Origin of the sequence: Larkinella terrae (assembly GCF_009668025.1) — a bacterium.
Classification (GTDB): domain Bacteria; phylum Bacteroidota; class Bacteroidia; order Cytophagales; family Spirosomataceae; genus Larkinella; species Larkinella terrae.
In genome coordinates, this window is record NZ_WJXZ01000001.1 from 600,772 (window position 1) to 621,210 (window position 20,439).

Annotated in this window: 23 protein-coding genes; 9 read left to right on the forward strand and 14 right to left on the reverse strand. The window is 51.7% G+C overall.

Going from position 1 to position 20,439, the window contains the following annotated elements; translation table 11 throughout:
- The first annotated feature begins 256 nt into the window (after window positions 1–256).
- From GJJ30_RS02450 to GJJ30_RS02465, 4 genes are all read left to right on the forward strand, one after another.
- Window positions 257–907: an RNA polymerase sigma factor gene (locus GJJ30_RS02450; RefSeq protein ID WP_154172780.1), complete on the forward strand. Its 651-nt coding sequence runs from the start codon at window positions 257–259 to the stop codon at window positions 905–907.
- 12 nt (window positions 908–919) lie between these two features.
- The gene (locus GJJ30_RS02455) at window positions 920–1,237 is read left to right on the forward strand and encodes a hypothetical protein (RefSeq protein WP_154172782.1); all 318 of its coding nucleotides are present in this window, start codon (window positions 920–922) and stop codon (window positions 1,235–1,237) included.
- 52 nt (window positions 1,238–1,289) lie between these two features.
- Window positions 1,290–1,745: an HMG-box domain-containing protein gene (locus GJJ30_RS02460; RefSeq protein WP_205880520.1), complete on the forward strand. Its 456-nt coding sequence runs from the start codon at window positions 1,290–1,292 to the stop codon at window positions 1,743–1,745.
- 166 nt (window positions 1,746–1,911) lie between these two features.
- Complete coding sequence (locus tag GJJ30_RS02465; RefSeq protein WP_154172784.1) at window positions 1,912–2,556, forward strand: hypothetical protein; 645 nt, start codon at window positions 1,912–1,914, stop codon at window positions 2,554–2,556.
- Window positions 2,557–2,563: 7 nt separating this feature from the next.
- On the opposite strand, the gene GJJ30_RS02470 is transcribed toward GJJ30_RS02465, so the two are convergent.
- From GJJ30_RS02470 to GJJ30_RS02520, 11 genes are all read right to left on the reverse strand, one after another.
- Complete coding sequence (locus GJJ30_RS02470; protein ID WP_154172786.1) at window positions 2,564–2,998, reverse strand: hypothetical protein; 435 nt, start codon at window positions 2,996–2,998, stop codon at window positions 2,564–2,566.
- Window positions 2,999–3,115: 117 nt separating this feature from the next.
- Entirely contained in the window at window positions 3,116–4,015 is a 900-nt protein-coding gene (locus GJJ30_RS02475) for an SDR family oxidoreductase (RefSeq protein ID WP_154172788.1), read from the reverse strand.
- Window positions 4,016–4,034: 19 nt separating this feature from the next.
- A complete protein-coding gene (locus tag GJJ30_RS02480; RefSeq protein WP_154172790.1) occupies window positions 4,035–4,748 on the reverse strand; it encodes a peptidylprolyl isomerase in 714 nt (237 codons plus the stop codon).
- 50 nt (window positions 4,749–4,798) lie between these two features.
- Window positions 4,799–5,242 carry a GNAT family N-acetyltransferase gene (locus tag GJJ30_RS02485; protein ID WP_154172792.1) on the reverse strand — a complete coding sequence of 148 codons (444 nt, stop codon included), beginning with the start codon at window positions 5,240–5,242 and terminating at the stop codon, window positions 4,799–4,801.
- A 26-nt stretch (window positions 5,243–5,268) separates the two neighbouring features.
- Window positions 5,269–6,192 (reverse strand): hydroxymethylbilane synthase, encoded by a 924-nt coding sequence (hemC, locus tag GJJ30_RS02490; RefSeq protein WP_154172794.1) that lies wholly within the window; start codon window positions 6,190–6,192, stop codon window positions 5,269–5,271.
- A 243-nt stretch (window positions 6,193–6,435) separates the two neighbouring features.
- On the reverse strand, window positions 6,436–7,005 hold the full coding sequence (locus GJJ30_RS02495; RefSeq protein ID WP_154172796.1) for a Crp/Fnr family transcriptional regulator: 570 nt from the start codon (window positions 7,003–7,005) through the stop codon (window positions 6,436–6,438).
- Between the two features lie 4 nt (window positions 7,006–7,009).
- Window positions 7,010–7,822 (reverse strand): oxidoreductase, encoded by an 813-nt coding sequence (locus GJJ30_RS02500; RefSeq protein ID WP_154172798.1) that lies wholly within the window; start codon window positions 7,820–7,822, stop codon window positions 7,010–7,012.
- 346 nt (window positions 7,823–8,168) lie between these two features.
- Window positions 8,169–9,071 carry a 30S ribosomal protein S6--L-glutamate ligase gene (rimK, locus tag GJJ30_RS02505; RefSeq protein ID WP_154172800.1) on the reverse strand — a complete coding sequence of 301 codons (903 nt, stop codon included), beginning with the start codon at window positions 9,069–9,071 and terminating at the stop codon, window positions 8,169–8,171.
- A gap of 66 nt (window positions 9,072–9,137) precedes the next feature.
- Window positions 9,138–9,614: an ATP-dependent zinc protease family protein gene (locus GJJ30_RS02510; RefSeq protein WP_154172802.1), complete on the reverse strand. Its 477-nt coding sequence runs from the start codon at window positions 9,612–9,614 to the stop codon at window positions 9,138–9,140.
- Window positions 9,611–10,756 (reverse strand): DNA polymerase III subunit, encoded by a 1,146-nt coding sequence (locus tag GJJ30_RS02515; protein WP_154172805.1) that lies wholly within the window; start codon window positions 10,754–10,756, stop codon window positions 9,611–9,613. Before GJJ30_RS02515 ends, GJJ30_RS02510 begins: the two co-directional genes overlap by 4 nt.
- 8 nt (window positions 10,757–10,764) lie before the next feature.
- Entirely contained in the window at window positions 10,765–11,979 is a 1,215-nt protein-coding gene (locus GJJ30_RS02520) for a putative sugar nucleotidyl transferase (protein WP_154172807.1), read from the reverse strand.
- A gap of 164 nt (window positions 11,980–12,143) precedes the next feature.
- Between GJJ30_RS02520 and GJJ30_RS02525 the strand changes: the two genes are divergently transcribed.
- From GJJ30_RS02525 to nagA, 3 genes are all read left to right on the forward strand, one after another.
- A complete protein-coding gene (locus tag GJJ30_RS02525) occupies window positions 12,144–12,692 on the forward strand; it encodes a hypothetical protein (protein ID WP_154172809.1) in 549 nt (182 codons plus the stop codon).
- A gap of 63 nt (window positions 12,693–12,755) precedes the next feature.
- Window positions 12,756–13,508, forward strand: a complete 753-nt coding sequence (locus GJJ30_RS02530) for a shikimate dehydrogenase family protein (protein WP_154172811.1) — start codon at window positions 12,756–12,758, stop codon at window positions 13,506–13,508.
- A gap of 7 nt (window positions 13,509–13,515) precedes the next feature.
- Window positions 13,516–14,673 carry an N-acetylglucosamine-6-phosphate deacetylase gene (gene nagA / locus GJJ30_RS02535; protein ID WP_154172813.1) on the forward strand — a complete coding sequence of 386 codons (1,158 nt, stop codon included), beginning with the start codon at window positions 13,516–13,518 and terminating at the stop codon, window positions 14,671–14,673.
- 71 nt (window positions 14,674–14,744) lie between these two features.
- On the opposite strand, the gene ribD is transcribed toward nagA, so the two are convergent.
- Window positions 14,745–15,764, reverse strand: coding sequence for a bifunctional diaminohydroxyphosphoribosylaminopyrimidine deaminase/5-amino-6-(5-phosphoribosylamino)uracil reductase RibD (gene ribD, locus GJJ30_RS02540; protein WP_229312911.1), 1,020 nt, complete (start codon window positions 15,762–15,764; stop codon window positions 14,745–14,747).
- Window positions 15,765–15,880: 116 nt separating this feature from the next.
- On the opposite strand from ribD, the gene prmC reads away from it, so the two are divergent.
- Together prmC and GJJ30_RS02550 are read left to right on the forward strand one after the other, a co-directional pair.
- On the forward strand, window positions 15,881–16,726 hold the full coding sequence (gene prmC / locus GJJ30_RS02545) for a peptide chain release factor N(5)-glutamine methyltransferase (RefSeq protein ID WP_154172817.1): 846 nt from the start codon (window positions 15,881–15,883) through the stop codon (window positions 16,724–16,726).
- Window positions 16,727–16,804: 78 nt separating this feature from the next.
- Window positions 16,805–17,779 carry an AAA family ATPase gene (locus tag GJJ30_RS02550; RefSeq protein ID WP_154172819.1) on the forward strand — a complete coding sequence of 325 codons (975 nt, stop codon included), beginning with the start codon at window positions 16,805–16,807 and terminating at the stop codon, window positions 17,777–17,779.
- 487 nt (window positions 17,780–18,266) lie between these two features.
- On the opposite strand, the gene GJJ30_RS02555 is transcribed toward GJJ30_RS02550, so the two are convergent.
- Complete coding sequence (locus GJJ30_RS02555) at window positions 18,267–19,739, reverse strand: GDSL-type esterase/lipase family protein (protein ID WP_154172821.1); 1,473 nt, start codon at window positions 19,737–19,739, stop codon at window positions 18,267–18,269.
- A 54-nt stretch (window positions 19,740–19,793) separates the two neighbouring features.
- Window positions 19,794–20,417, reverse strand: coding sequence for a Uma2 family endonuclease (locus GJJ30_RS02560; protein ID WP_154172823.1), 624 nt, complete (start codon window positions 20,415–20,417; stop codon window positions 19,794–19,796).
- Window positions 20,418–20,439: the final 22 nt, after the last annotated feature.

Consider the following 20,439-nt stretch of genomic DNA (forward strand, 5'->3'; position numbering starts at 1 on the left):
TACTCAAACGATCGGCTATTTGTACGGTGTTTGGTAGGTTTCGCAATAAATAATGAGGGGATGATTGACCACCGACGATTGACCGCTGACCATTGACGGCTGACGATAGACCATTGACGATGGTCGGCGGTCAATCGTCAATGGTCTATCGTCAATCCTCCCCTTCCATCCTCCCCATTCCACCCTTCATCCCTTTTTTTACGGTTTGGGCACTGCCCGTACAATATCCGCTGTTTTCATCCGACTTCCCTAATGTATGAGAAACGTTGCGCTATCAGCCTCCATCAATCCGGAAGGAACCGACCGTTCCGCTCCCGACGCACGGCAACCCGACGGGGCGGCCGGGATGGTTCAGCGCGAACGTCCCCGCCTGCTGGATTTTATCCGTCGACGGCTCCCGACGCGCGAGGATGCCGAAGACCTCCTGCAGGATGTGCTGATGGACTGGGCCGAAATTGACCGGCGCACGCAGTTGCCCTCGCCGACGGAGCCGCTCACCCAGCCCATCGAACACCTGGCTGGCTGGCTGTTTGCGGTGGCGCGTCGGAAAATTATCGACTGGTACCGGAAAAAACGGACGGTTTCGCTCGAGGATCAATACGCGGGTTATGCCGACGACGATGGCGAACCGCTGCTGATGGCGGGTTTACTGCCCGCCAGCGACGCATCCGCCGACGAGGTGCTGATGCGGGAAGCGATTATGGAAGCCGTCATGGAAGCGGTTTCGGAACTGCCCGACGATCAGCGCGAGGTATTTGTCCGGCACGAACTGGATGGGCAAAGTTTCCGCGACATGGCCGACGAAACCGGTATTCCGATCAACACGCTGCTGTCGCGCAAACGCTACGCGGTTTTGTACCTCCGGGAGCGCCTGCGGGACTTATACGAAGACTGGATCACTAACTAAACATCAAGTACTATGGAATTCATGTGGATTTTAAAAGGATTGGGCTTTCTGGCCCTCGGCATCGGCCTCTTTTTTCTAGTAACGCTGGTCGTCATGCGGCTTTGGAACTGGCTGGTGCCTGCGGTTTTTAACGGCCCGAAAATACGGTTTGTGCAGGCACTGGGACTTTTGTTCCTAACCCGACTGCTGGTGGGCGGTTTTGGTTTCGGTGGGGCGCACGGCGGACACTGGCGCGGCCATCCCGGTTTTGATCGCCATCACGCGGCCGTTTGCCAACCCTACGACAAGTCACCGAATGAGTCAAAAACCGAAAAAACGATTGAACAATAACGGTTGAAAACGAACCATTCAACCATCAAACCATTACAACCATTCAATGAAAATGAAACGCTTTTGGATTAAACGCGTAGTTGGCGGTATTCTATTCGCCTTGGTTTTTATACTGGCGGCTGGCTGGGCCGTATCGAGTCTCTGGAACTGGCTCATCCCGGCTTTATTCGCCGGACCGGTTATCACATTCGGACAAGCTTTAGGTCTGTTGCTGCTGAGCCGGATTCTGGTCGGTTTTCGCGGAGGCTGGGGTGGCCGCCGGTGGGGTGGCGGTGGCTGGGGCGGTGGTCCCCACATGCACCCTGAAGGAGCCTTCTGGCGCGAGAAACTGTCGAATCGCTGGCAGAACATGACGCCCGAAGAACGAAAGGAGTTCAAGCAAAAAATGAAAGAACAATGGAAAGGCGGCTGCGGCCCCGGCCGACGCGGTTTTGGCCGTCGCTGGGAGGACAAATCCGAGCCCGCGCAACCGGGAAATCCCGCTGAGCCAACGGCTACGAATCTTTAATTTTGAGTTTGCTTTATTGAAGTCGGCCAAGAGTTTCTCTCGGCCGACTTTTTTTGTGGTTGGTCATTTGAACGGTCATTTTAAAAACCGGTTATACAATTTTACGGGGCTGCAACATCTGTCGGCCCGCCAATGCAGTATATAATGCGATCAGGAAACCGCCCGTATGAACGTATCGCTGAAACAAACCGCCGTCACCACATTGCTGCTGCTCATCGCCTGGATTGTGGTTGATTTTACGATCGACAAACCCACCGACCACCGGCAGTTCGACGCCCGCGAAGTAGCGCGGCTGGACGCCGACATGTGGCGTTCCTACTATGATCGGCGTCCGGTGAAATTGTTTTTTCAGTTAGCGGAGGTGATGCGGTCGCAATACGGCGCACCGTTCTGGCGGTCGTTTGCCATTGCGTACCGGGCCGGAAAAGCCGCTTTTGTTTTTAAAGACGGGCGAAACCGGAACGAATATAATCAGGCGCTCCCGGAACTGGAACGGTATTTCACCTACCTGAATGAGCTGAGCCAAACGCGTTTTGACGTACCAAAAACAGCCCGGCTTGAGCTGGAATGGTGGATTGTGCGTCGGGAAAAAGACCGGTTTACACCCGCCGACTGGGAACGCTTACTCGCCGAAGAAGCCGGTTTGCTGTATCATCTGCCCGCGGACCGATTCCGAGCGTATGCCCGGTTTCGCACCGAAGCCATGCTTTACCGCGATGCCCGCAACGACCGGATGACTGAAGCCGACTGGCAGCGCGTCCGGCAATTGCTCGACCGGTCGTGGCTGGCTTTTCATCAGGCGGTTCAGTGAAAACCGCTTAAATGGTTTTTTTTGAAATCAGTTTACTGATCGCGACATCATTGATGGAAATGATCTCTTTGGCCGCGATCGCCGGTTCCAGGTCGATCGCGCGGAGGTTTACGCTGATCCCGCCTTTGGGCCGCACCAGCGCGACGTAACGTTTCTCATCGCCGGTTCCGACTTCCCGAAACTCTTTGATCTGGGCGTATTTGTAACTGTACCCTTCTTCCAGACCGGCGGTTTTCTGACCAAACTTCTCGAACGACGTATAAATGTGCTGATACCCGCCCGACGACAAACCGCCCGCGCCAAACCGCACTTTATCACCCGCTTTCAACACAAGGCCCTTTTTTGTCGTAATCGGCCCGCTCACTTTCGTTCCGGAAGCAGGTAACTGCGCCAGGCAGTTCATTGAAAAACAGAAAAGTGCAAAAAACAGGATCGGTTTCATAACGGGTCAGGGGTTTAGTTTTTGGGCGATGGGGCAGAGGGGTAAGAGCATGGGGCAGAGGGTTGCTTCGCAAAATTAGAACGCGTCAGCCAACCCTCTGCCCTTGCCCCTCTGCCCCTATAGCTGCGCGGCCAGAACCGCAATTCCTTCTTCAAAACTTTTCGGTTCATACCCCAGCACGCGACGTGGTTTGTCCAAAACGAAACCGGTGCGCGGAGGCCGTCGGGCCGGTTGCGAAAAGGTCGACGAATCGGCCTGGGTGATGAGCGACTTGTCGAGCTGGAAGAAATCGGCGGTCTGCATGGCCATTTCGTAGGGCGTCAAAAAGTCTTTGCCGGAAATATTAAAAATTCCTTCCGCTTCCTGATCCGCAATGAGCCAGCAGCCCAATGCCAGATCTTCGGCCAGCGTCGGCGTACGCCATTGATCGGTGACCACTTTAATGGTTTTTCCGTCTTCCAGCGACTTTTTCACCCACAGAATAATATTGGTGCGACTCATGTCGTGGGCAATGCCGTAAACCAGAACCGTCCGGGCAATGGCCCATTTGATACCTGAATGAATAACGGCTTTTTCGGCGGCATATTTGCTCCAGCCGTAGAAACTGATCGGATTGGCGTCGGCCTCTTCGGTATAAGGGCCGCTGGCGCCGTCGAAAATAAAATCCGTCGAAACGTGGACCAGAAACGTACTATTTATGCGGCTGGCTTCCACCAGATACTCAACAGCCCGCACGTTCTGCGCCCAGCACGCATCTTTTTCCGACTCGCACTGGTCCACGTTGGTCATGGCCGCTGTGTGAATAATGACGTCCGGTTTGGTCTCGCCAACCACATCCAGCACCTGCTGACGATTGGTAATGTCCATCGACTCGTAGCGATACCCGTCGGAATTTGGCAGCCGATTGGCCCCGCGCGCCGTGGCAACCAGGTCAATACCCGGTTTCTGAGTCAGCAAATCGACTAATTTCTGTCCCAGCAGACCGTTGGAACCCGTAATGAGAATGCGTTTTTTCATATGCGATGAGCCCCTATCTTCACTTTTGGTAGGTATATCCAAACTGTTTCGTAATCTTCTTTTTTTTCATCCACTCGCCCGAAACCGTCATGCGCAGGTCTTTATTGGGGCGATTGAGCGGGTTGGCGGGCTGTTTGGCAATGCTGTCCACCACAGCTAATCCATCAATAACCTCGCCAAAAACCGTGTAGTTACCGTCTAGATGTGGAGTTCCGCCTAGTGTTTTATACACCTGCTCCTGAGCTTCGGTTGGCTGACGTCCTTTCATCTGCGCGATCCGTTCGGTCTGTTTCTGAAAATCCTCGTCGTTCCAGACCCGGCCCTGCACCACGTAAAACTGACAGCCGCTCGACGCTTTTTCGGGATTGTTGTTACGGGCAGCCGCCAGCGCTCCTTTTTTGTGGAATAATTCAGGAACAAACTCCGCCGGAATCGTGTAGCCCACGTCACCATTGCCCAGCATCTGGTCCGCTTTGGCCGTCCGCGACTCCGGATCTCCGCCCTGAATCATAAAATTCTGAATGATCCGGTGAAACAGCAACCCGTCGTAAAACTTCTCTTTTGTCAGCTTGATGAAATTCTCCTTGTGTTTCGGCGTCTGGTCATACAAAATCAGCCGCATGATTCCGAAATCCGTATTGATCGTCACCAGATAATCCTTCCGTTTGGACGGTTTCTTCGCCAGAACCGGCGCGGCAATCAGCAGGGCAATGAGCAGAATACAGATCCGCATAATGATTCGAGTTTTCTCTTTTTTCTCCTGTCTATCCTCTCTTGTCTGAATTACAATTTCAACGCAAAGTGGTGACTGACAATGTTAAACCGCTTGTTGAGGTACAGGCGGTGGGCGTCGTACCGCTGCGGATTGTGGCCGGAATCAAGCGTTACCACACTGCAACCCGCTTTTCGGGCTTCGTCAATCACAAAATCGAGCAGTTGGCTGGCGTAGCCGTTGCCGCGCTGGTCGGGCAGGGTTGATAAATCATCGATGTAGAGGGTTTTTCCGCTAAAAAGCAGATTCATATACCGGTAGCCAATAGCGGCAGGCGCCACGGTTTCGGCCGGATTCCGATCGGAATTATCGACGTAAGCCACGACATACCGGTCATTTTTCTGCATGAACACAATCTGTTCCAGCGCTTTTTCTGCGGTCAGGTGCGGACGCAGGGCCAGCATAGCGGGAATGCAGCGTTGAATGTCGGCTTCAGTCTGAGCAATTTTAATCATGGTTGGAGGATGGTCTGGCCGACAAGTTACAAGTTTTGTCGAACCGCACGCAAGATTTCATCCCCGCCTTTGGCTAAAATACTTTCGGCCAGATCGTGGCCAATTTGCTCGGCATCCGCCAGCGGACCGCTAAACCGGTCGCGCAGCAACTCGCTGCCGTCCAGCCGAACCACGCCACCCGTCAGCGTCAACCCGTCGTTTTCCAGGGTCGCCAGGCCAAAAACCGGTATGCTGCAACCGCCTTCCAACCGGCGTAAAAACGCCCGCTCGGCCTTCAGACAGGCTTCGGTCGGTTCGTGATTGGTGAGCTGGCGAACCATATTCAGTTTATCGATCGGCAAGCTGGCCGCAGCTTCGATGGCTACGCTGCCCTGCCCCACGGCGGGCGTAAAATCCTGAACCGGCAGGTGCTCGGCAATCAGGTCGTCGTATTCCATCCGGTGAACGCCCGCATACGCCAGCAGTAGCGCATCGCACTGGCCTTCTTCCAGTTTGCGCAACCGGGTCTGGAGATTGCCCCGCATGTCGACGGTTGTGATGTGCGGACAAAAATGCTTCAGCATGGCCACCCGGCGCGTCGACGAGGTGCCGACCACAAATTCACGGCCACCCGTCAGCGACAGGCCTTTGTCGTGGCTCACCAGCACGTCATTCACCCGTTCGCGTTCCGTAAAGGCAATAATGGACAGATCGTCGGGCAATGACGATTGCAGGTCTTTGGCGCTGTGCACGGCAATATCGATGGTTCCGGCCCGAAGCTGGTCTTCCAGTTCCTGCGTAAAAACGCCCTTGCTGCCAATCTTCGACAGGGAACGATCCAGAATCTGATCGCCTTTGGTTTCAATCAGCACCAGTTCCGAATCCACGTTGGCGGTTTTCAGCAACCCCTGAATGTAATACGCCTGCCAAAGCGCCAGCTTGCTGCCGCGCGTTCCAATTTTTATGTTCATGGGTTGAAATACCCTTTAAAAACCGTATCAAAAATAAAGGCGGCAAGTTATTCAAGAATTGCTTGCCGACCAACGAAAAGGCAAGCGGGGTTGGTAGGGAAAAACGCTGCTCAATGTTTGAGCGAGTTTGAGGACGGCCAGCTTGTTTTTGATGATCTTATCTTGCGAAGTCATCGTAACTTGATCTGCGAAAGGGTGAAACAAGTTTACGCCATTTCTCAGATTAAGTCTTGACCAGTACAGTTAACGTACATTTTTTCTTATTCTACTTAATGAAGATTGAGTAACGCCTAAATACGAAGCCAAATAAGAAAGTGGAATGCGATTTATAAGTTTTGGGTATTTTTCCATAAACGCCAGATAGCGTGTAATCGCATCTTCTGAAACCAAAGGGCTTCTTCTTTCTATTTTTTGGATTAAAGATTTTTTTACGATTTTGTTCACAATACCTTCCCAACCCACAATTGTGTTCGCAATTTCTTCCCAACTGTATTTGGAAAATACAATGAGCTTACAATCCTCGATAGCTTGTACATAGCCTGCTGATGAAATTTCGTTATCAAAGCTATCCAAGTCCACAACAAAATTATTTTCCTCAATAAAATAATTGGTAATCTCCTCGCCTTTATTGTTGTAATAACAAACCCGAATAATTCCATCTAAAATAAACCCAACTTGTTTTGCGATTTTGCCCGCTTCCGAAAAATAATCGTCTTTACGAAGCTTTAATTCTGTTGCTTTACTTGTAATAAATTCAATTTGCTGTTTATTCAAATTCCCGAACTGCAATATATAATTGATTAATGCTTCCATAATTTTATTTCATTTGGCTCATTATCAATTTGTCAAACACTTTATCAGATAGAAGTTTTCTCAAAAATAGCATGAGTTTAGCTCCGGAAGCACCGACATATCTTGTTTTGGGGTTATTTGCTTCAATTCCTTCTTTGATGAGTTTTGCGATAACAATTGGGTCTGACGCATTTTTTGCAGTTTCCGCATACATTTTACTTACGCCTTTTGCCAAATGGGTATAGACCGTATTGCCCGAAACCCGGTTCAAATATTCAGTTCCAAGACCTGTCATTTCCGATTTTGTTCCGCCTGGCTCAATCACAATTACATCAATACCAAACGACTTAACTTCTTTACGAAGCGCATCGCTCAATCCTTCGATGGCGAATTTACTTGCGTGATACCATACGCCCATTGGCAATGTTACCTTACCACCAACTGATGAAATGTTTACAATTTTTCCGTAGTTGTTTTTTCTCATAACCGGCAACACTAATTGTATCAAACGAGCTACGGCGAAAACATTTACTTCCAACTGATATTTTGCGTCAGAGATTGGCATATCTTCTAAAGCTCCATAATAGCCCGAACCTGCATTGTTAATTAAAATATCAATGCTTCCTGCTTCTTTAATAATTTGATTAACACAAGCAACAAGGCTCTCTTCTTTGCTAAGGTCCAGAGAAATTGGTTTTATGCCGTGTGTTTTTAAGTCCTGCATTTTCTCTATTCTACGTGCTGCACCGTAAACATTATAGCCGTTTTGAGCCAGATAAATTGCAGTTGCTTTTCCAATTCCTGCCGAAGCTCCCGTTACTAAAACCGTCTTTACCATTTTATTATTTTTAAAATAACTTAATGGTGCAAAGCTGTTTCAATAACTGATAGAAGTATTTGTCATTTGGCAAAAAGTGAATTCTGTTGTAAATAAATCGTAATGGTTGCTTTTTAGGTGTCAGTTCCTTGCCTTGCAGGTAGCGGTTTTGGGCTTTGTGCCAAGCTGGGAATTTGGGGAACGCCAGCTTCAAATATAGAACTAAAGGCAAAATAGAATTACAAATGTCCTGCCCATGACTGTCAGCCCTGCTTGCACAAAACCGCTGTTAGCGGCTGAGGGCAACACGTGAATTTCACCGCTGACAGGGGCTTCGACCGTAGCGACGGCCCGGCGCTGTCAGGGTTTACACTCCCACCGTATCGTTTTCGTCCGTAGGAATTTTCTCTTCGATAAATTCAACAATCTGACCGGCGATGTCGATGCCGGTCGTTTTTTCGATGCCTTCCAGCCCCGGCGAGGAGTTGACTTCCAGCACCAGCGGCCCGCGCTGGGATTGCAGCATGTCGACACCCGCCACCCGCAAGCCGAGGGCTTTGGCGGCATTCACCGCCGTCCATTCTTCGTCAGACGACAGCACCACCGATTTGCCGCTGCCACCCCGGTGCAGGTTCGAGCGAAATTCGCCTTCTTTTCCCTGCCGCTTCATGGCACCCACCACCCTGCCGCCCACCACGAACGCCCGGATATCGGCCCCTTTGGCCTCGGCAATGTACTCCTGGATCAGGACGTTGGCCTTCAAACCGTAAAAAGCTTCAATCGTTGACTTAGCAGTTTTGGCGGTTTCGGCCAGCACCACGCCCATTCCCTGCGTGCCTTCGAGCAGTTTGATCACCACCGGCGGCCCGCCCACCAGTTCAATCAGTTGATCGACATCTTTGGGATGTTTGGCAAATACGGTTTTGGGCAGCCCTACCCCCGCTTTCGACAGCACCTGCAAACTCCGCAGTTTATTCCGCGACCGGGTAATGGCCTGGGAACGAGCCGTCGTAAAGACTTTCATCATCTCAAACTGCCGAACCACCGCACAGCCGTAATCCGTCACGGAAGCCCCAATCCGAGGGACAATGGCGTCAATTTCTTCCAGCGGACGGCCTTTGTAAAGAACTTCCGGTTTGCCGCCTTCGATCATGACCTGACACCGCAAATGATCGATCACAACGGGTTCATGGCCATGCTGTCCGGCGGCTTCTACCAATCGCTGCGTCGAATATAATTCGGGATTGGTCGACAAAATAGCAATACGCATATCAATAAGGAAGAAAAGTCGTTTGTGTAGAATCAGGGAAGAACAAACCCGAACTTTTGACCAACGTCAGGAAGTCGGGCTCTGTTGTTTCATTTGGTACGAAACGTTTTGCAGTGATACGTCAACAACAAATTTGTTGCGCAATAGTTTGCGACCTAACAACACCGGGAAGCGCATCGTTCCGCGGTTTGCCAGCGAAAATTCGGCCCGAATCAGTCGTCCCATAATCAGCACGCGAGTCTGAATCACAAACCGCTTTTCGGATTGACCAAATGAATTTTTTACGGTTTTATACTGAAATAAATCGGTGACAAACTGTTTTTTCTTTCGACCTCGCGGCCCCATCAGCGTAAACCGCAGCCGGAAACTGTCGCCGTTGGGCACCAGCTTTACGTCGGTACAATGTAGGGCGGAGGTGTAGGCACCGGTATCGATTTTGGCTTCCACGTCGGTCCAGCCCAGATCCGGAAAATCGATCCGGTCCGAAAAACCGATCACCTGTTTAGGGCGTTCGGGCGAAACCGCTGGCGTCGGTGTTTTCATTTCCCGTTGCGAATCAAGCTACTGAAGGTGAGCGACAAATCCATCATGACCATTTTGGCCCGGACGTTTCGTTCGATGTGAAAAACCGCTTCATTCAACTGGCCAACCATGCTTTCGAGGTGTTCGGGTTCGAGTACTTTGCCAAAATTTTCCACAAACGTACGTTCTTCATCGGGGAGTCGCAACAGTTCGTTGACGCCGTGTTTCCACAAAAACAGATCCCGGCAGAGGCTCAGGCTGTAGTCGAGCAAGCCCCGTTGTTTTTCTTTCCCCAGGGCATCAAACTGATCGGCCTGTTTGACGAGCGCAATCAAATCCTGGCGGTAACAAAACCGCATCCACTCCGCAAACCAGCCGTGCCGGTCCGCGCCCGGTTCGCCCTCGGTTTTTTCGGGTTCTTCTTCCGCCATCCGAATGGCTTCCGACAGATTGCCGTCGGCCAGATACGCCAGCTGGCGGGCGAGTTTTTCGGGCACATTCAGGTGCTGGCGCAAATGCGTGGACACTTCCTCGTCCGTAAACGCCTGCACGGCCACGCGCTGGGTACGGGATAAAATCGTAATCAGCAGTTTATCCGCCTGATTGGTAACCAACAGAAAAAGCGTTCGGGCGGGCGGTTCTTCCAGCAATTTCAACAAGGCGTTGGCCGTAGCGGTGTGCAGGTTTTCGGCGCACCAGATCAGCACAATTTTGTATTCGCCCTCGTAGGCCTTCAGCGACAGTTTGCCCACCAGCTCGCGGGCTTCCTCAACCGGAATATTTCCCTGTTTGATGCCAATGGCTGCCAGCCATTCGTCCAGAACACGGTACGGGTGCTGAGTAACAAACTTGCGCCAGTCGGCCATGAACGTTTCGCTGGTGACTTTGCTGCCCGCCACCGGAAAAACAACCGACAGATCCGGGTGGACCAGCCGGTTCATTTTGGTGCAGGACGGGCAGCGACCGCAGGAATCGGCCAGCCCATCCGGACCTTCCTGCCGGTCTTCGCAGTTAATATAGGTCGCAAACGCCAGCGCCAGTGCCAGATTCGCGCTGCCCGGCGGACCGTCAAAGAGCTGGGCGTGGGCAAGGTGGTTGGTTTGCACGGCCCGCGTCAATGCCCGCTTCGTATCCTCGTGCCCGATGATTTCGCTGAATTGCATAGTTTCCGTTAGTTGCCCGCGTCTTCTCCTCCTTTACTGCGCCCGGCTTCGATCCGGTGCACTTCCCGCAAAACAGCTTCCTCTACTTCGTCGAAAACCAGTCCCCGGCGACCGATGGTTTCGCGGGCCACCTGCAGGGCTTTATCAAGCCGGTAATCCGTAAAGCCTTCAGCACCACCACCCCACGAAAACGACGGAATGTATTTAGGCTGAAACCCGCCCCCAAACACGTTGACATTGACGCCCACCACCGTACCGGTGTTGAACATCGTGCTGATACCCACTTTCGTGTAGTCACCCATCATCAGACCACAGAATAACCGCCCGGTATTTTCAAAACCGCCGGTGGCATAGCTGTATAAATTGACGTTGGTATAATCGTTTTTCAGGTTGGAATTGTTGGTATTCGCGCCCAGGTTACACCATTCGCCGATCACCGAATTACCCAGAAAACCGTCGTGACCTTTATTACTGTAACCGAAAAAAACCGTATTGCTGATTTCTCCTCCTACCTTCGTATAAGGCCCGATCGTGGTGTTGCTCCGCATTTTTCCGCCCCAGTTGACCGTCGCGTGGTCGCAGAGGGCAAACGGCCCGAGCAGCACCGAACCTTCCTGAATGAGTGCATTTTTACCAATGTAAATCGGGCCATTTTCGGCATTCAGAACGGCCGCCCGAATCACCGCTCCCTCTTCCACAAAGATGTTTTCGGGAGCGTAACAGCGCGTGTGCGGATCGGTGATGGGCTGCGAACTGCGGCCCGCCGTCAGAAACTCAAAATCCGCCCGAATCTGATCGGCATTGCTGGCGTAAATATCCGGCAGGCTTTTAATGATCGTCAACGGCTCTTCGAAAACCCGTACCGAAACCGCATCGCCGATCAAAGGAACGGATTCCAGCGGTTTCTCGGAGCGAAATGCCAGCAACAGTCCGTCGGGCGTTACCAGTGCACCGTCCGGCGGCAAACCATTCAGAGCGTCAATCAGGGCATTTGTGGGGCAAACTGCGCCGTTTACGAAAAAACTGTCGTGAATTGGTTGAACGGCATATTTTATTTGCAGGTACAACTCCGTCAGAAACGAAGGCGTTGTTTTAAGTCGGTTGACCCATTTTTCCGTAATGGTCCAGATACCAATCCGTATTTCGCTCACTGGCCGGGTAAAGGTGAAGGGCAATAAAGCCGTGCGGATGGTCGGATCGTCAAATAATATCAGGTTGTACATAAACTATTCAACAGTCTGATTGCAAATATCCGAGTTTAATCGGGAAAACCGACAGACGGTTTTTTTATCAACCGGCATAATTTTTTTGGTGTACCTTTTAAACCATTGTACCGTCTAAATGGTCACTGTACTTAGATTTGCATATTCCACCCATACCACCACGAATGAAAAATATTTTATTTGTGTCCTTGATTGGACTTTTACTCAACTGCGACAACAAAAAGATTGGCATTCCTAAGCTGCCTGGCTGTGGCAATTTCATGGCTTTGAAGAACAAGCAGGAATGGTCGGCGGCTTCAACGGCCACGTTTTACAATCGGGACAGCATCAACGTCATGGTGGAAGAATGCGGCACGTTCCACACCAACGGCGAAGTACAATGGCTCAGTATCAATCAATTACCCGCTAAACCCGGTACTTATTCCCTGCAACCCACCCGCTGGGATGCGATTAGCGGCACGCCCCTTTCGGCCTGGGTCTATACGCGCGTCGGCGACAATACTACCGGCGATCGCTACAATCTGTATACATCGAAAACGGAAAAAAATGAAGTGACGATCGATGCCTACAACCCCACCAGCCGCGAAGTGGAAGGACATTTGAACGCTACGTTCGTCATCGACCCGGACAGTGATTCGCCCGGTCGCTCCCGACCCGACACCATCCGGATTCAGGATGCGATTTTTTCGGTGGTGATCAATGGCGCAATTTAATCGGTTTTTTGGCGGCCTTATCGGTTTTGGTTGTAGCTTTGGGCAACCGATTTCTTCCTTTTTATGCGCCGTTACGGACTGATTGGGTATCCGCTTACCCACTCGTTTTCCCAGAAATATTTCACTGAAAAGTTTGAGAAAGAAGGCATTCCCGACAGTCGGTACGATTTGTTCGAGCTGCCCGACCCAACGGCTTTTCCGCAATTGATCGCTTCGATTCCCGATCTGGTTGGTCTGAACGTCACCATTCCGCATAAACAGGCCATTATTCCTTATCTGGATGAACTCGATCCGGCTTCGGCCGGGCGCATTGGCGCGGTGAATACGATCCGGATTTTGCCGGATGGCCGGAAAATTGGCTACAACACTGATTATTACGGTTTTCGTTTGTCGCTGGAAGAGTGGTTCAACTCCCTCGAAATTGTTCCGGAAACGATTCAGGCACTGGTGCTTGGCAACGGCGGAGCCGCCAAAGCCGTCACAACGGCCCTCACCGATCTGCACATTCGCTACCGGCTGATTTCCCGCCAGCAAAGCGCGGACGCTCTGGCCTACGAAGCCATCAGTCCGGAAATTCTGGAAGAATACCGCCTGATTGTCAACACCTCACCCGTCGGAACGTATCCGAACACCGAAGCCAGTCCGGCCATTCCGTACGGCATGCTGACCCACCGGCATCTGTTGTATGACCTGGTTTACAACCCGGCCGAAACCCGGTTTTTGCAGCAGGGCCGAGAACACGGAGCCACCACGCACAACGGGTTGCCGATGCTGCACCTGCAAGCCGAAAAAGCCTGGGAAATCTGGAATCTATAGGAAAATCATGCAGGAATTTACACTCCGGAACGCGACGGTTTTTACCGGAACCGACGTTTTGACACACACATCGGTTCGGGTGTCGAACGGCCTGATTCAGGAAATTTCGTCGGGTGAATTAACTGGTTCTGAACCAATTGACTTGCAGGAACAGTGGCTGGTTCCCGGTTTTGTCGATCTACAGGTTTATGGCGGTTCCGATTTTTTCCTGAATGAACTACCAACCGCCGAAACGGTCGCCCATATTTACCAGACGCATCTGAAAAACGGGACGACATCGGTTTTGCCGACGCTCTATTCTACCTCGCTGGAGGTCATGCTGAAGGCTATTGCGGCCGTTCGCGCGGTTCGGCAAACGAATCCGAACGGCGTGCTGGGCCTGCACGTGGAAGGGCCGTACGTCAACGCGATCAAGCGGGGCGTTCACAGTCTTCAATACGTTCGGCTGCCTGTCGACGCGGAACTGGACATCCTGTTTGAAGCAGGCCACGATGTGATCCGGATTTTGACCATTGCTCCCGAAATTTTCAGTCCGGAGCAACTGGCGCGGTTGATTGACCGCACGGCGAACACCTCGACGCAGCTTTCGCTGGGGCACAGCAATGCGACGTATCAGGAAGCCACGGCAGCGTTTGCGAACGGCATTACGCTGGGAACGCATCTCTACAACGCCATGCGTCCGTTCGAAAGCCGCGAACCGGGCGTGGTTGGGGCGATTTTTGACCATCCGGCGGTGCGGGCCAGCATTGTTGTCGACGGTTTTCACTGCGACTGGGCCGCGATCCGACTGGCCAAACGCGTGCTGGGCGAACGGTTGTTTCTGATTTCGGACGCTATTTTTGCCAACCCGCCCCAGCCGACCTACGCGTTTGAGGATTTTACGCTGCAGTACGAAAACGGGCGGTATACGAATCACGAAGGGAAGCTGGCCGGTTCGTCCATTACGTTGCTGAATGCCGTTCAGAATTCCATCCACCACGTTGGACTGGATGCCGCCGAGGCTTTTCGCATGGCGTCGACGGTTCCGGCCGAAATCATCGGTCTGGGCGATTCACTGGGAAAAATTCAGCCCGGTTTTGTCGCGAATCTGGTGGTTTTGAATCAGGATCTGGCGGTTTCCCGGGTGTTGGTAAGCGGTCAATTCCAGCCCTCCGTTTCGACCTGAACACCCGGTTTTAAAACAACTAGTTCATCACTTACTGATAAACCGGTTTTTTGCGCTGTCTGATGCGAGATTCAGACCGGTTTGTAGGTCATCAGCCAGTCGTCGCCTACGCGGTTCGTATCGATCAGTCGCCCCCGAATCGGCGGAGCCGCCAGCCCTTTTTCCAACACAACCGGACTTTTAAAGACCCGCGCTTCGTCCCAAAGTCCCTGATTCAGAAAACTTTCCAGTAAAACCGCACCGCCTTCAACAATCACCGACTGAATCTTTTTCTGGTATAAATCAGCAAGAAGTTGGGGAAGAAAATCCGTTTCAGAATCCAGCTGAACATAAGTCGTCTGGCCGACGGTTTCGGTTTCCGGCGGCACAAGTGAATAGACAAGGGTTGATTGAGAACCGTCGAAAAGATGCAGCGATGGCGGCAATTGCAGGGACTTATCGATCACGATTCGCACCGGATTGCGGCCGTTCCAGAGTCGCACGTTTAACTGCGGATTATCGTGCCGGGCGGTGTTGGTTCCCACCAGAATGGCATCTTCTTCGGTCCGCCATTTGTGCACCAGTTGCCGCGACAAGGCTCCGCTGATCGGCATGGGCCGGAAATCGGGCGGGGCCATAAATCCGTCGGCGGTTTCGGCCCATTTCAGCATCACATACGGGCGTTGCCGTTCGATAAAGGTGAAAAACCGCCGGTTCAGTTCCCGGCCCTGATCCGCGAGTAAACCGGTTTCTACCTCAATCCCGGCGGCCCGCAATTTTGCTAAGCCTTTTCCCGCCACCAGCGGATTGGGGTCGTCGTTGCAGACAACCACTTTTTTGACCTTTTTGGCAATCAGCAAATCCGCGCAGGGCGGGGTTTTGCCGTAATGCGAACACGGTTCCAGCGTAACATAAACCGTCGATTCGGGCAGTAGCGACTCATCGGTCACCGACCGAATGGCGTTAACTTCGGCGTGCGGGCCGCCATATTGCCGGTGCCAGCCTTCGCCAATAATGCGCTGATTATGCACAATGACGCAGCCCACCATCGGATTCGGGCTGACGTGCCCACGGCCCCGTTCGGCCAGTTCCAGGGCGCGTGATAGGAACAATAAGTCGTCGATCAACGGTTTTTAGTAACAGTTTATATACTACAAAGTAAAGAAATCGGTAAAAACCGTAAAATCTGTTTAATGAAGGCTTAGATTTACACAAATTTTACGTCCGCATGCTTACAGCCAAGTCGTTATTTGATTCGCTGGTGGGGCAGTTGAAGGGATACCGCCCGGAAGAAGCCCGCGCTATCGTGTTTTTATTGCTGGAACATTACCTCTTGCTCCGCCGAACCGACGTTGTTGCCGGAAAACCGGTACCAGCCACTCCTCCCCAACCGAATTGGGACGAACTCATTCAGCGGCTCAACAACCAGGAACCCGTTCAACACCTCATCGGCACAACGGAGTTTTGCGGGCTGGAGTTTCAGGTGTCACCGGCGGTTTTGATTCCGCGCCCCGAAACCGAAGAACTGATCCGGCTCATTGTGCGGGATTACGCCGAAACCACCGGGCAGTTGAACATGATCGACATTGGAACCGGCAGTGGCTGCATCGCCGTCACGCTGGCCCGGTTTCTGCCACAAGCTTCCGTCGTAGCCTGGGATCTGTCGCCCGAGGCTCTGGAGGTCGCGCAGTTAAACGCCCGGACTTTGTTGGCCGAAGTGGAATTTGAACAACGCGATATTCTGAACGTGGGCGACGAAAAACGCCGTTTCGAGTGTGTCGTCAGCAATCCGCCGTACGTCACGCTGTCGGAAGCGGAACATATGGAAGCGAATGTGTTGCGGTATGAGCCCCATCTGGCGTTATTTGTGGAAGACCAGGACCCGTTGCTGTTTTATAAAGCCGTTGCCGATTTCGGTCAGCAACACCTGAACTTGGGCGGAGCCTGCTTTGTGGAAATCAACGAGCGGTTTGGCCCCCAGACGCAACAGGTTTTCGAAGAACGCCATTACCATAACGTCCAGATTTTCAAAGACATTCATGGTAAAGAGCGGTTTGTTAAGGCAGTTAAATAAATTGAATGAACAATGAATAATGAACTGCTGCACGCAGAGCCCTTGTTCATTATTCATTGTTCATTGTTCATTAATTACATGACTTCATCGGATATCACCTATCATACCAAAATTCGTCAGGTATTCGACGAGATGAGCAAGGTCGTCGTAGGGCAACAGGCGTTGCTCAACCGGCTGCTGATCGGCCTGTTTACCGGCGGGCATATTTTACTGGAAGGCGTTCCCGGTCTGGCTAAAACGCTCACGATCAACACCCTGGCCAAAGCCTTACAGCTTGATTTTCAGCGAATTCAGTTTACGCCCGATCTGCTTCCTGCCGATTTGATCGGAACGATGATTTTTAACCAGAAGTCGGGGGATTTCGAAGTGAAACAGGGACCGGTTTTTGCCAACCTGATTCTGGCCGATGAGGTCAACCGCTCGCCCGCCAAGGTGCAGTCGGCGCTGCTCGAAGCCATGCAGGAAAAGCAGGTGACGATTGGCGAAGAAACATTCGTGCTCGACAAGCCTTTTCTGGTGCTGGCCACCCAGAATCCGGTCGAGCAGGAAGGAACCTATCCACTGCCGGAAGCCCAGATCGACCGGTTTATGATGAAAGTTTTTGTGGATTATCTATCAAAAGATGAGGAACTTGAGGTTATGCGCCGGATGTCGAACCTGAATTTCGATTACGAAGTGCAACCGGTTCTGGACAAAGAAGACATTTTCGCGATCAAGAACGAAATCAACAAAATTACCATTTCGGAAACCCTCGAGCGGTACATCATCGAACTGGTTTTTGCCACCCGCCGACCGCTTGATTACAACCTCCGCGACGAAGCCCGGTATATTCAGTACGGCGTTTCGCCCCGCGCCAGCATCAACCTGAACCGGGCCGCCAAAGCCCTCGCCTACTTCGACCAGCGCGACTACGTTCTGCCCGAAGACATCAAGGAAGTGGCCCCCGATGTGTTCAATCACCGGATTTTGCTGAACTACGAAGCCGAAGCCGACGGTGTCACGACCTTGCAGATTATCGATTCGATTTTACGAAAAGTGGCGATCGGGCGGTAGGACTCGCTTTCTGCTGATATTTTTCGTAAACTGAAAACGTCAGGAAATTTAATAGGTGGTAATGAGTCGATTTAGTGCCATCGGCACGATATGTTTGTAACTCTGATAGCTACCTGGTTTTTTAGCGTGCCTTTAGGTACGCAACCTCAACTAATTGCGTACCTAAAGGCACGCCTATACCCGAAAAAACCGACTTTTCTACAAACACTCGACCGCTAAGCGGCCAATAATCTAACAATTCTTGAATATAAAAAGAGAGGCTATGGTTTCAATTCGCCTAAAAGAGCGTGTGCGAAACGGCGGAATTTTCGTTCCACTTCCGCCAGACTTGGATAATCAGGAAGTCGAAATTGATGCCATCGTGTGATCGGTCATTTCGCCCGTTTCATCGATTTCTCCCCAAACCGCTCAGGCTTTCTTTGATAAAGTGATGGTTCTCTCGACGGAGAATTTCGATGAGTATGACCAGTAAACGAATTGTGCTTAACTACCTCTGCACCGCTTTCCGAATCGCTTCGCCCCAGAAAATGCCCAGCGTAGCGGATCCCTGTTTGTTGGGATGCAGAAAGAACGTTCCCTGCTGACCGGTTTCGTGCTGAAAATCGGTGAGGTAATGCGTTTTGAAATAGTTAAATCCCTGCGTATCGCCCACGTACACCTGCCTCGGATGGGTTTTACCGTAATCCGCGACCAGTCCATCAATTTCGGGGAAGTACGTCTGCAACCGATCCAGTCCTTCCTGCAGGTATTTCGAGCGGTTATAGGTAGTCGGGCTGTACCAGATGGGGTGATGAAAAACCAGCTTACAGCCCGGATTGGCTTTCAGCAAGGTGTCGGCAATGGTTTTCAGATTGGCGCGGTACGATTCCGGCGAAACCGGCGAACCGTTGGGCCCCTGCACGGCACTGTCGTTCGTACCGAGAATGATGGAAAAAACCAGTTGTCCGACCTCTTTCCGGAAGGTTTCCGCGGCCAGCGCCACTTTGGAGAAAGATTTATTGGTTACCGGCAGAAAATCGACGGTTGTGTAACCGCTTACCCCCTGATTGGAAAAGGCAACCCCCTCAATTCCAGCCTGTTGATTCAGGTACGCCGTAGCCAGAACCGGCGGAGCTTCGGTCTGGCGATCTTTCAATCCGGCGCCCGCCGTGATGCTGTTGCCGATGAAAACAATATTCAGCTTTTGATCCGTTGTGAGAGCGGTTTCCGACGCATTTTGAATCCCCGCAGCGACCCGTTTTTTTACTAAGTTATTGACAGTCGGCTTCTTCCGCAGTTGGTCCCTTTTTTCCAGTTCGGCGGTAATAACCGGTATCCAGCGTTTCTGCCCTTCCCGATTCAGGTGTAAACCGTCGGCCAGAAACAGCTCGGCACGGTCTTTCCCGTCCGTCAGCGGAACCACGTCGACGTAATACAGCCCGTCGACTTTTTCAGACAGTTGTTTAATTTGCTTATTGAATTGATCGCCCTGTTTCTTAAATTTTTCCCGGGCTGGCGAATGGCGGTTTGAGACAAAATAGACTTCCGTCAACGGGTTTGCCTGCCAGATACGCGCCAGGAAGGTTTTGAAGTTTTTAACAACGGTTTCGGGAGCATCTCCTCCCGCCAGATCATTTCCCCCGCAGGAAAACACGATGCGAGCGGGGCAATGCGGCAGAATAATCCGATCCATCACCCGCAGCACATCCGGAATGGTAGCTCCGCCAAAACCCCGGTTTACCGGCTGAAACCGGCTGAAATCCTCTTCCAGCGCTGGCCCCCAAAGCCGCCAGGTCGAACTTCCAACAAAAAACGTGGAACCGGGAATGGGCGGATCGTTGACCGCCCTGGTTTCGTACGCTTTGATTTCTGACTCAAAACGCGGTTCCTGCGCCAACAATCCGGCGTTGGCCGAAACCCAAATCAGAAGTGTTAATAAAAAGAACTGCGTGAAAAGGCTTGCAGAGCGGTTTTTCTTCATTTCCGTAATCAATGCTTGTGGACAGGAGAGTCGTCAAGGCACTGATCCTACTCTTTATTTCGTGTAATTTGCCAACTCCAGTTCAAAACCGGTTAATACATCTTCGCCCGACAACACTTTATCAAAGCCATTTACAATCTGGATTTCACCGTTGGCCCGAAAAATATAAGTAGTTTCCGTTTTGGGATCGATCAGCCAGGCCAGCCGACAACCGTTGGCAATCCAGACATCCGCCATCTTGCTTCTGGCCATTTTCAACGAATCGCTGGCGGATACCAATTCAATCACAAAATCAGGACAAATGGGTGGAAATTGCTCCTGTTCGCGTTCGGAAAGTTCGTTCCACCGTGCTGAACCGACCCAAGCAACATCCGGTGATCGGGTACTGCCATCAGGTAAATGAAAAGCTGTCGACGAATCAAACACCCGACCATTTTTCTTCTGACGATTCCAAATTGTTACATCAGTATTTATCTCTGAATTCAGAGAGCCTGTTTTTCCTCCGGTGTTAGGCATAACAATAATGAGTCCGTCGGCTTCGCGCTCAAACCGGTAGTTGGCGTTGTCCTGACAGAAAATGTAAAAATCTTCCTGTGTTTTGATCTGCCGAAGCCAGAACGAGATTCTTCCCGTTTCGTCGTCTACTGCGGATGGGGCAGGAATTGGCAGCGTTTCCATAACTTAATCGTTGATTTAGTCA